Annotated in this window: 6 protein-coding genes and 1 riboswitch; all 6 genes read left to right on the top strand. The window is 31.1% G+C overall.

From position 1 onward, the window contains the following. The first annotated feature begins 9 nt into the window (after positions 1 to 9). The 6 genes from CLMAG_RS02130 (at position 10) to CLMAG_RS02155 (ending at position 11938) form a co-directional block, all read left to right on the top strand. Entirely contained in the window at positions 10 to 2388 is a 2379-nt protein-coding gene (locus tag CLMAG_RS02130; protein ID WP_066617284.1) for a hypothetical protein, read from the top strand. A gap of 32 nt (positions 2389 to 2420) precedes the next feature. Then, entirely contained in the window at positions 2421 to 3008 is a 588-nt protein-coding gene (locus tag CLMAG_RS02135) for a type II secretion system protein (RefSeq protein ID WP_066617289.1), read from the top strand. Between the two features lie 23 nt (positions 3009 to 3031). Then, positions 3032 to 3613 (top strand): hypothetical protein, encoded by a 582-nt coding sequence (locus CLMAG_RS02140; RefSeq protein ID WP_066617291.1) that lies wholly within the window; start codon positions 3032 to 3034, stop codon positions 3611 to 3613. Positions 3614 to 3692: 79 nt separating this feature from the next. Then, positions 3693 to 8861, top strand: a complete 5169-nt coding sequence (locus CLMAG_RS02145) for an Ig-like domain-containing protein (protein ID WP_066617294.1) — start codon at positions 3693 to 3695, stop codon at positions 8859 to 8861. Between the two features lie 211 nt (positions 8862 to 9072). Further along, positions 9073 to 10077 (top strand): winged helix-turn-helix domain-containing protein, encoded by a 1005-nt coding sequence (locus CLMAG_RS02150; RefSeq protein ID WP_242872949.1) that lies wholly within the window; start codon positions 9073 to 9075, stop codon positions 10075 to 10077. An 89-nt stretch (positions 10078 to 10166) separates the two neighbouring features. After that, positions 10167 to 10248: riboswitch (cyclic di-GMP riboswitch) on the top strand. Between the two features lie 58 nt (positions 10249 to 10306). After that, the gene (locus tag CLMAG_RS02155; protein WP_066617298.1) at positions 10307 to 11938 is read left to right on the top strand and encodes an Ig-like domain-containing protein; all 1632 of its coding nucleotides are present in this window, start codon (positions 10307 to 10309) and stop codon (positions 11936 to 11938) included. Positions 11939 to 12008: the final 70 nt, after the last annotated feature.

Consider the following 12008-nt stretch of genomic DNA (forward strand, 5'->3'; position numbering starts at 1 on the left):
GGGATAGTTTTGAAAAAGAAAAAGGGTTCTTCTTTAATATTTGTAGTAGTAACCTTTGCTGTAATCGCTACTTTTGGATTTTCTATACTTTCCTTAACCCTTGTTTCCTATAAAAAAAGATTTGTTGAAACTACTGAAAAAAGAAATCAATATTTTTCTGAATCAGGTTTAGATATAGCCTATGGTATAATTGGTAATATTGTTGATGAAGGTATTAAGGAAGGAAATACTGCAGTAGATGTTTATATGAATACTTTAAATGGAGAGGATGGTATACTTCAACAAGAAAAAGAAAAGCTAAAAAACGGTGAGATACCAGCTTATCCTCGTCCTAATAATAATACTAAAAGTTTATATATAGAGGATGATGGAGTTACTGTAAATGAAGGTTATGTAAAAGAACAACAGAATATAACATTTAAACAAGCTTATATGGATTACGTAGAAAATAATATAAAGGATAACTGGAACTCAGAAGATAATAATTTAACTCGAACTATTCCTATGAAGGATGAAGACTATAGTTCTACAAATATTGTCAATAAACCAAGTGTAAAAATATATAATAAGGATGATGAAAATCGACCAGTTGAAGTTGAATTTAAAGATATTAATAATTACAGAAATACAAATAAGAGGCAAAGTGTATTAGCACTATATCTTAAATCTAATTTTACAGATCAAAACGTGAAAAAAATTATAAATGTAGGTTATGATATACTAACACCGGATTATAATGCCATTTATTATACTTCTACTAATAATTTTAAATTACCTATTATATCTGTTTGGAATAATAAAGCTATTTGTATAGATGGTGATCTTAAAATCGGAGGAACATTTAATGTAACTGGAGACATATATGTCAAGGGGACTGATACAGATGATGGAGGTATAAATATAAATAATAGCAATTCTGTTGTAACGTTAACAGGAAATGCTTCTACATCTCAAAATTTCAAAATTTCAAAACCTAACAATACTGTGACCGTAAATGGTAGTGGCAATGTATATGCTTCAAATGTAGAAATAGCAGAAGGGGCGGATAGTTCAAATCTTACAGTTCAAAATAGCGTATATACAAATAACGATTTAGCACTGAATGCAACCACATCGCATATAGATATAGCAAATTTTTATGGAATAAATGATATAAGTAAGTTTCAGAGCATAATTCAAACAAAGGTTTCTAGTTGTATTAGAGTTAATTCAGAGGATCTTGGGTCAGGCTCATCAATTAAAATAAGCAATGATGCGATATTGATGGGAACAGCATATATTAAAATAAGCGATGATTCGACATTAACGGAAACAACACATATCAATACTGATGATAATAGTAAATCCTTTTATCAAACTGGTGAATCTGTTGCTGTAAAAGGAAATTATAGAGCTTATACTGAGGGGTTAACCTCTGAGGAAGCTGCAAGACAGGATCAGTATTATGGGGGAGATAAAAATAAACCGAAGCAAAGTTTAAAAGAAGATAATGTTGTTTTTGATTATTTAGATCCTCTTCGACTTGTTACAAGGTTTAGAGATACTGATAATACTGATTTAAATTGGCAGGACAAAAGTGATTATTTTAGTATTTATGTGGATGAGCATAAGAATGATACTAATAATGAATTAAATTTAGGAGATGGAATAACACTTCCTATGGCTGCTGACCTCCAACCAGGAGAAAGAGCAGATAAGAATATCATTCATACAGGTGCCATAATTGCGAATGGAAATGTTTATAACGGAAATTATTATGGTGATAACGATGGTAAAGTTGCTGATAAGCAGAATAGTTTTGCTAGTATGGTTTATGAAATGGGGGATGTTAAAGATTTAGCAAATGTATATGCACAGGGAAAAGTAAAAAAAGCTGTATACTCCTCAGATCCTGAAGTTGAGAATCAAGTTGATTTTGGTGAAATTAGTAATACCCCAGGAGATGAAGTAACTAAAAATTCAAATAATGATATTATATATTTGAATAATGATAACAGTAAAGATTGTGTAATAGTCGGAAAAGATGCGACAAATATACCAAGTGGTACTCAAATAAAGTTAGATGATAATGGTGTTGGACGAGGTATTATTATAACTAAAGGAAATGTGTATTTATGTGGAAGTATTAATTTTACTGGAGTTATAATAGCAGCAGGTAATGTGGAAGTAAAAGACAGTAGTAGGAAAGAGTTTGTAAATAATAATAGTTATATACAAAAGTTAATTGCATATAATTATGAGCAATATTTTAAGGATGTATTTACAGGTACGCCTGAAACAACTCAAAATATTGAAACTAATGTACAGATTAATACAGACAATAATGTTAAAGGGGATCTTGTAAGAAAAAACTTTATTATCATGAGAAACTGGAAAATTGAAAAATGATTAAGTTAATAATGCACAATAAGAGGTATAAGGTGTTAAGTTTTAAAAAGTTTAAAATAAAAAGGGGATTTACTTTAATTGAGATAATAGTGACTATGCTAATATTGTTTATAACCTTGGCAATGGTTTCACCCTTGCTTAATTATAATTTAAAGTCTTTATATATCACAGAAAATAAAAATGATCTTCAGAGAGAAGCTAATTATTCTTTAGAAAATTTCATTAACAAGGCTATGCAAGCAACGAAAATTGAAGAAATAAGTGAAAGTAACACTGACCCTGATGATACTGGTTTTATATCTTGCAAAAGTGATAGTACCGTTAAAAGTATAAAATATATAAAATTTTGTAGAGTAGATCAAATAGCAACTGGAACAGGAGGAAACTATAACTATATTTTTATATATGACTCTAATAGTAAAACTTTAAAGTATGGCGAAACAGATGACAATGTAAATATGCAAGTAGCTCAGGATATTGATGACATAAAAGTAGAGCCATTGCCTTTAGGAAAAAGTTTTGATAAGTGTAGTGGAATTAAAGTTCAAGTTAAATTTTCAAAGCATTTAGTTGATTCATATGTGTTAACAAGTCAGGTTAAGTTTAGAAATTATCCATAGAGTGAAAAGTAAGGAGGTATAAGTTGAAAAAGAAAAAAGGTTTCTCCTTAATATTTGTATTAGTAGGGCTTGTTTTAATTATTATTTTTGGAGTGTATGTGTCTTCTTTAATATCAAAAACTTATAAAAAAACATATAATAGTGCTAAATACGATATAAAGATGATAATTCAGAAGAATACCAGTGGAAATAGTAATGAAGTAGCCACAGTGGAAGTTGTAGATAAAAATAAAAATTCAATTGCATCTACAGAAAATCCTAAATCAGAGACTAAGGTATTGTTAAAAGGTGAAAAGTATAATATTGAGGTGATTAATAAGGATAGTAATATACAATTAAATCTTAAGGACAGTTTTAATAAATTGATTGATAGTTGGCAGATTGAAAATAATATGAATACAAGTGATAGAACAATAATTTTGCAAATGGATGCTGATGTAGATGTAAATTTATATGTAAAAGGCACCAATGAAATTAGTGATAAGATTTTATATATTTATTTTACAAAGATTAAAGGTAATATGAGTACAGATGAACTTTTAAAATATTCTTTCCAGAATGAGGGTGGAGTGATTCAAACTTATTCTAATGTTTATAAAAGGTAGGGAAAGAAGTGTTTATGTGCTTAATATCTATTGATATAGATATATATTTATGTAATATCAATAAAAAGGAGGGATAAAGGTGAATGTAAACAAAAAAAATAATAACAAAATTATAAGTTGTATAACAGTATTTATGTTTCTTTTAACTCAAATTTTTTTACTGGCAATTCCAGTAAAAGCTCAAATCATAGCTAAAGCTCCTATAACATTAACAAAAACTGCAGATAAATCACAAGCAAGAGTAGGTGATGAAATTACTTTAAATTATACTATTCAGCCTAATGATGTTTCAGTGTCTGCTTCTGATGCTCCAGATAAAGAAATTGTAATGGTTATGGATACCTCTGGCAGTATGAATCAATCTTTAGGAAGCAGCAGTAGGCTTAGTGTAGCTAAAGCAGCGGCAAAAAGATTTGTAGACAAATTTAGCACAGACAGTAACACTAAAATAGGATTAATCCAATATTCAAATATAGCTAGTAAGAAGAGTAATGGGCTTGTTAGTAATACTTCTTTTGATACAATTAAAAATAGCATAGATGGGTTTCAGCCAGATGGGGGGACTAATACTGGTGATGGTCTTAGGTTGGCATATTATATGCTCACACAATCAACAAATACTAATGCAAAAAAATATATTGTATTGTTTACGGATGGCGAACCGACTTTCTATAGCTATACAAGTCGTATCTGGAGTAATTCAGCAGGAAAATATGTTTATAATTACTATACAGATAGTCAGGAAGGTTCAGGATATAGCATAAATTCATCTAATGATAGTACTAATGGATTAGCCTATGCAGATAAAATAGCAGCAATTATTCCAGCTAACTCTAATATAAACTCTTTTATGATTGGTTGTACTATGAGCGATTATGGGGAAAATACTCTACAAGAAATATCAGAAAAAGCAGAAGGAACTTGTTCCTTTGTACAAACAGCAGCAGATATTGATACAGTATATGACCAATTAGCCAATAAAATACAAAGTGAATTACCGGTAAACTCTATAAAATTTCAAGAAACATTGCCAGTAGGCATGCAAATACAAGAGGTGCCAGCAGGATTCACTGTTTCGGGACAAACTATAACAGGAGATCTTGGCAATATAACTTATAAATATTCATCTAGTACAAATAAGTACTCGTCTAGTTCAATAAATTTTCAAATAAAAGTAAAAGCTATTCAAGATGGAACTTATTCTTTAAGTAAAGATACAAATGGAGGAAGTAATTCTTTTATTACCTATAAAGATATTGATAACGCAGATGGGAAATTATTATTTCCAGTAAATGATATTAGTGTTACTAATGTTACTGCCTCAATAAAGCTTGGTAAAACTGTGGATAAACCTAATGTTACAGCAAATCAGCCCTTTAATCTTACGTATACCATACAACCAGATAAAATACCAGTTGAGGATGTGGATCCTTCTTATCAGAAAGGAAGCGATATTGTATTAGTATTAGATAATTCAGGAAGTATGGATGAGAGTCTTTCAAATAGCAATGGAAAGACTAAAATGCAGGTAGTTAAAGATACAGCTACAGATTTTATAAATAAATTTAAAGGAGATAGTAATATCAATATTGCTATTGTAAAGTTCAGTACAAAGGCTAATGTAGTAAGTTTAGATGGTTCTTCTTTAAATTTTGGTAATTTAGCCAATAGCACTCAGTATAATTGTTTAATTAATAAGGTTAATGATTCGAGTATCTTTAATACTGATGGAGGAACTAATATAGGAGATGGCTTAAGAACTGCGTATTGGTTATTAAAAAATCAGGGGAATACAGGTAGAAAAAAATATGTTATTTTACTAACGGATGGTGTACCAACAGTTTCTACAGTCAAAGATAATAGTAATTTGGTATACAATCAAGGTAGTAGAAGCTACTACACAGGCTGGATATATGATAGAAATGCACAATTTGATTATTATTTTAAAAGTATATCAAAATATGACTATAGTACAGATAATATTAATAGCAGTGTTAAGTATGTTGTAAATCCTGGAGATAATGATTATAATCAATTAGCATTGAATTATGCTTATAATATATCTGATATAATGAAGAGTGATACAGATTTAAATATTAAACCAATAATGATTGCTTTTAGTAATGGTGCAGATCCAAGTAAGCTTTCACAGATTGCAGGACGTGCTGGAGGAGAATATAAGGTAGCACTTTCTCAGTCAGATATGAGTAGTGTTTATGACGGTATTGCTGGTCAGATACAGAGTGATTTTACTATAACTGGTGTTCAGTTTGAAGAAACTTTACCACAAGGAATAAGCCTTCAACAGGCAGTACTTCCAACAGGATTTATAGTATCAGGTCAGAAAATAACTGGTGTTTTAAGTAGTATAAGCTATAAGTTAGACTCAACAGGAAAATATTACGAACCATTACCTGTTACAGGATTTACTATTGAAAAATTATGGGGATCAGTTGGGGCGAATAATACAGCGGCACAGTACGTTTTAGGTAGTAATCAAACCTCATTTATATCTTATAAAGATATAAATGGATCTATAACTAAAAATCCTTTTCCGGAAGCTACTATTAATGTTTTCCCAAATTCACCAGCAGATATTTCGGCTACATTAGTACCCAAAACAGGTCAAGCTGATGTGTATACTTTAACTATTACTTCTAATACTAATTCGCCTAATACAATTAAAAGCTTTAATATAGGTGGCACTGAGAAAGCTGTTGATTTATGGACTGATACAACAGGATTATTAAACTTAAATAGTAGCAAATCACATGATTTAAATCAAAGTGTTCTAATAGGAAATACTAGTCTATGTGTAAATGCAAAAGATAAAGACAATAATACTGTGAATGAAACAGTCCCTTTGATTTCAGTATCTAATGTAGAATTAAAGGATATTGAACAGAATAATAAGGTAAGACCAGGAGATATAACTTTTGCTACAGAACCTAATGCTACAATTACTTCTCTTAAAGTGAATGGTGAAATTATTGCTACTAACCAGAATACAGGTACAGGTATTTATAAATGTTTGGGTGTTAATTTAAAGGATGGAGACAATGTAATTGAAGTAAATTTAACAAATAAATTTAATAATACTAGTAATATGGTATTACATCAAGCAATAGATGCAACGGCACCTACCATTACTGCAAATTACACTTACAGCAATAAGAAAATAGATGCTACCTTTAGTGAGAATGTAAATTTAGTATGGTTAGAATGCGATTTGAATAATGATGGTAAAATTTCTTCTGATGAAAAAGTAACAGTTTCTACAGATACTAAAAACCAATTAAAAGATATACAGGTTCCGGATAATTTCATTAGGAAAAATATAGTAATTAAAGCAAGAGATTTATCGGGAAATATTGGCTCCGGAGTGCCGGTAGACAAAAATCCACCACAAGTACAGCCTGTTTATACAGATAACACATATAAAATTATAGATGTTACTGTAGATGAATTGGTAAATTCAATTTGGTTAGAATGCGATGTGAACAAAGATGGCAGTATTTCTTCTAATGAAAAAGTAGTAATTTCAAATACTATAGGTACTGAAGTAAGAGGAGTACAAATACCAGATGCTTTTTATGGTAAGGATATAACGGTTTGGGCCACTGACTTAGCAGGTAATTCAGGCAGTGAGGTGTTGTTGAAACCACTATTACCACCAATCATAGAAACACCAACAGATGGAACAAAGACAAGTAACACTAAACCAACCATTAGTGGAACAGGAGTGGCAGGAGCAACAGTAACAGTATATGATGGAGAAACATTAATAGGAACAGCAGTGGTAGGCAGTGATGGAAAATGGAGTTTAATACCAGAGACAGCATTAGCAAATGGAGATCATGTACTAACAGCAATGCAAAGTGATGAGGCAGGCAATGTAAGTGATAAGTCCGGTGCAGTAAATTTAAAAATAGTGCCAGGTGCTCCAGAGATAACATCACCAGTGAATGGAACAAAAACAAGTGATAATACACCAACTATCAGTGGAACAGGAATAGCAGGATTAACCGTAACAGTATATGATGGAGAAACATCAATAGGAACAGCAGTAGTAGGCAGTGATGGAAAATGGAGTTTAATACCAGAGACAGCATTAGCAAATGGAGATCATGTACTAACAGCAATGCAAAGTGATGAGGCAGGCAATGTAAGTGATAAGTCCGGTGCAGTAAATTTAAAAATAGTGCCAGGTGCTCCAGAGATAACATCACCAGTGAATGGAACAAAAACAAGTGATAATACACCAACTATCAGTGGAACAGGAATAGCAGGATTAACAGTAACAGTATATGATGGAGAAACATCAATAGGAACAGCAGTAGTAGGCAGTGACGGAAAGTGGAGTTTAACCCCATCATCAGATCTAGCAAGAGGAGCACATGTACTAACAGCAACACAAAAAGATGCCGCAGGAAATGAAAGTGACAAATCAAATATAGTAAACTTAACAATAGTGCCAGCAGCACCAGTAATAACGTCACCAGAGAATGGAATGAGAACAAGCGATAACACACCAGTTATCAGTGGAACAGGAATAGCAGGATTAACAGTGACAGTATATGATGGTACAACAGTAATAGGAACAGCAGTGGTTGGCAGTGATGGAAAGTGGAGTTTGACACCAGGAACAGCATTAACAAATGAAGCACATGCAATAACAGCAACACAAAGAGATGGAGCAGGTAATGTAAGTGACAAGTCAAATACAGTAAACTTAACAATAGACACTACTTCAGTGGTAAAAAAAGGAATATTCTTAAATGGCAAGTTGTTAGATGTAGATATTAACATAGTAAGAAGCTTAAATGTTGACATTGGTATAGGTATAAAAACAGTATTTAATGGTCAAGATGTAAAGTTACAAATTAATAAGGATAACAATAATATAAACATTGTTAATAATGCATTTGACTTATATGAAGTTACTGATGAGAATAGTTTTACACTTAATAAAATAAACACAACTCCTATTACCGGTACTGTAGTAACAAGTGGAAATGGACAGGAATTTACAATACCAATGGATACTAAAACTGTATCTACAGGATATAAATACTATTTACTTGTATTTAAAATGAAAGTAAATAGAAATGCATCACTAGGAAAAGTAACAGATAATACAATAAAAATTAATTCACAGCAACCTTTAAGTTTAGAGGTGGATAGTAATGGACACAAGAAGCCGTTTACGTTTGATTTTAATATAGTAGATTTACCACCTTTGAAATAGTATAAATACTCCAAGGAGGTCCTTGGAGTATTTATTGAAAAATTTCATTTATATTACTAAACTTTAAACAAGATAATTTAGTTTAGTAATATTAAATTCTAAGCGGAGGCTATTAAAGTATGATTAGTGCAATTGTAATAGATAATGATATTGAGGAAGGTGTAAAAATTTCCAAAATATTGGAAGAAAATTTAATGAGCAGGTAAAGGGAATATTTACAACTAATTTTGATGCTTTAGAGTTTTTAAAAAGTACAGAAGTAGATGCTGTATTTTTTAATAGTAATATTTCTAATATCAATGGAATGAAATTTGTAAGTGAAATGTTGAACCTTCATCCTGAATTAGTGGTTTTATTTGTTACTGATTATACTGAATATGAAGTAAAGGCACATGTATTGAGTGGATTTAAAATGAATGCATCAGAGTACCTTTCAAAAACTCCTTTAAAAGATAGAATTATAAACAAGTATTCTGTTTTTAGTGAAATAGAAAAGTTAAATGTATTTTGTTTTGGAAAATTTAGAGTTATGACAGATGATAAAGCAGAAATAAAATGGCGCACTGCAAAAACAGAGGAACTTTTTGCTTATTTTATAGCTAGTGAAGGAAGAACAGTTACTAAAGAAGAATTAATTGAAAATGTATTTGGGAAATTTGATGCCAATAAGGCAAGTAACAATTTGAAGGTATGTATTCATTACTTAAAAAAAAATCTTGAAGCTTTTGGAATAAGTGGTTTGATACAGAACTATAATAGAGGCTATAAATTGAATGTAGATAAAATTTATTGTGATTATTATGAGTTACAATCATTGGCTTTAAAGAATGAAAAAATAGATACTTCAAATATTGAAAAATACGAAAAAATTTCACAGCTTTATTGTGGAAATTATCTTGAGGGTAATTATTATGATTGGTCTGAACATAAAATGGATTATTTACAACATTTATATATTAAAACAATTCTCCTGATAAGTGAATTTTATTTAAATAATAAAATACATATGAAGGCATTAGAAATAATGAAAAAAGGACTAAATACAGATTTTTTAAACAAAGAAATTAATGAAAAAATTATAGAAATGTATATAAAATCTGGCGATAAAGTTTCTGCTAAGAGGCATTTTTGTGAATACAAATTAGATTATAGAAAAGAGTTCGGTGTTGAATTAGAAGAAGATTTAAGTTCATCATTTACAAAAGGAAATTTATAGTACATGTTAATAATTAGTTAAATTGTTAACTGATTGTTAACTGTTTATGATGTATAATTAGACAAGTACAAATGAAAACTAATATGTTTTACTATAGGGAAACCGTGATCCATATGCTTAATTGGGCACTTTGTATATGGTGAGTTAGTAGTGCAACCGACCTTTATTTTTATAAAGGTCGGTTTTTTATACAAAAAAATAAATTTTAAACCTAAAGGGGGAGATTTTTTTGAAAAGAAATAAGATTATTTTATCTTTAATTACAATGGCTTTTGTTAACTTTAATGTAATGCAGGTATTAGCTTGTGATGTGTCAAGTTCACGTACAGAAAAGGTAAAAACATCATGTTCAGGTACTTCTAGGTGTAACCAACCAAATAAATGTGGAACAGACTGGGATAGATATAATAGGTGTGGGTCAGACAGTGATAGATGCGGGTCAAATGAATGTAGACAAAAGAGTTGCGAATTAACAGTGCCAAATTATTGCAAAACAACAGCTTACAATACACCTATATCGGGTACTGTAGTAGCAGTAGATAAAAGTAAGCATACGTTAACCTATACAAAAGCATGTGATCCATGTCACGGGACTGTAACTGTGAATTCTGATGGAACTTGGACTTATGTACCAAGGTCTGGGTTTAGTGGATGTGACAGTTTTAAGGTAAAAGTGAGCGATGGAAGAGGAGCAACAGCAGTATCAACAGTAGGAATAACAGTAGCAAAACCAATGCCAACGGTACCGAATTATAATGTTACAACAAATGTGGACACTAAAGTAACGGGTAAGGTAGTAGGATCAAATTTTAGTGGATGTAGATTATGTTATACAGTAACAACATCACCAGCAAATGGTACAGTAAAAATAAGTTCATGCACAGGTGCTTGGGAGTATACGCCAAAGTCTGGTTTTGTAGGAGATGATAGCTTTAAGGTAACAGTAAAGGATGGATGTTGTAATAAGGCTGTATCTACTGTAAATATAACAGTAGTAAAACCAACTTCAGCAAATAATGCACCAACGATACCAGATTACAGTAAAACAATAAATGAAAATGAAGTAATAAATGATAGCGTAAAAGGAAGCGATGTTGATACAGGAGATACATTAACTTATGCAAAAGCAAGTGATCCAAGCCACGGAAGTGTAACAGTGAAAGCAGATGGAAGCTACACATACACACCAGCAACAGACTATGCTGGAACAGATAGTTTCACAGTGATAGTATCAGATGGAAAAGGTGGAAGCGCAACAGGAACAGTAAATGTAACAGTAAATTCAGTAAACCATGCACCAACAATACCAGATTATAATAAGACAACAGACAAAAATGTAGCAATAAATGATAAAGTAGTAGGCACAGATGTTGATGGAGATACATTAACTTATGTAAAAGCAAGTGGTCCAAGTAATGGAACAGTAACAGTAAATACAGACGGAAGCTACGTATATACACCAAACTCAGATTATGTAGGAAGTGACAGCTTTACAGTAACAGTATCAGATGGAAAAGGCGGAAGTGCAACAGGAACAGTAAATATAACAGTAAATTCAGTAGCCCCAGTAAATCATGCACCAGTAGTGTCAGATTACAATGAAACAACAACTACAGCGACTTTATTATCAGATAAAGTAGTTGCAACAGATTTAGATGGAGATACATTAACTTATACAGTAACAACATCACCAGCGAATGGAACTGTAAAAATAGACAGTGCAACAGGTATTTGGAAGTATAAATCTAAGACCGGTTTTAGCGGTGAAGATAGTTTTATAGTAACTGTAAGTGATGGAAAAGGTGGAACAGCAGTATCTACTATAAAGATAACAGTAAATCCTGCATCATCAGGGCTTTAATAATTAAGCTAGGAAACTAGGATGATATCCTAGTTTCTATTAATATACGGGTATTAAATATTAAACTTAA

The organism is Clostridium magnum DSM 2767 (assembly GCF_001623875.1).
In the GTDB taxonomy this organism is placed as follows: Bacteria; Bacillota; Clostridia; order Clostridiales; family Clostridiaceae; genus Clostridium_AM; species Clostridium_AM magnum.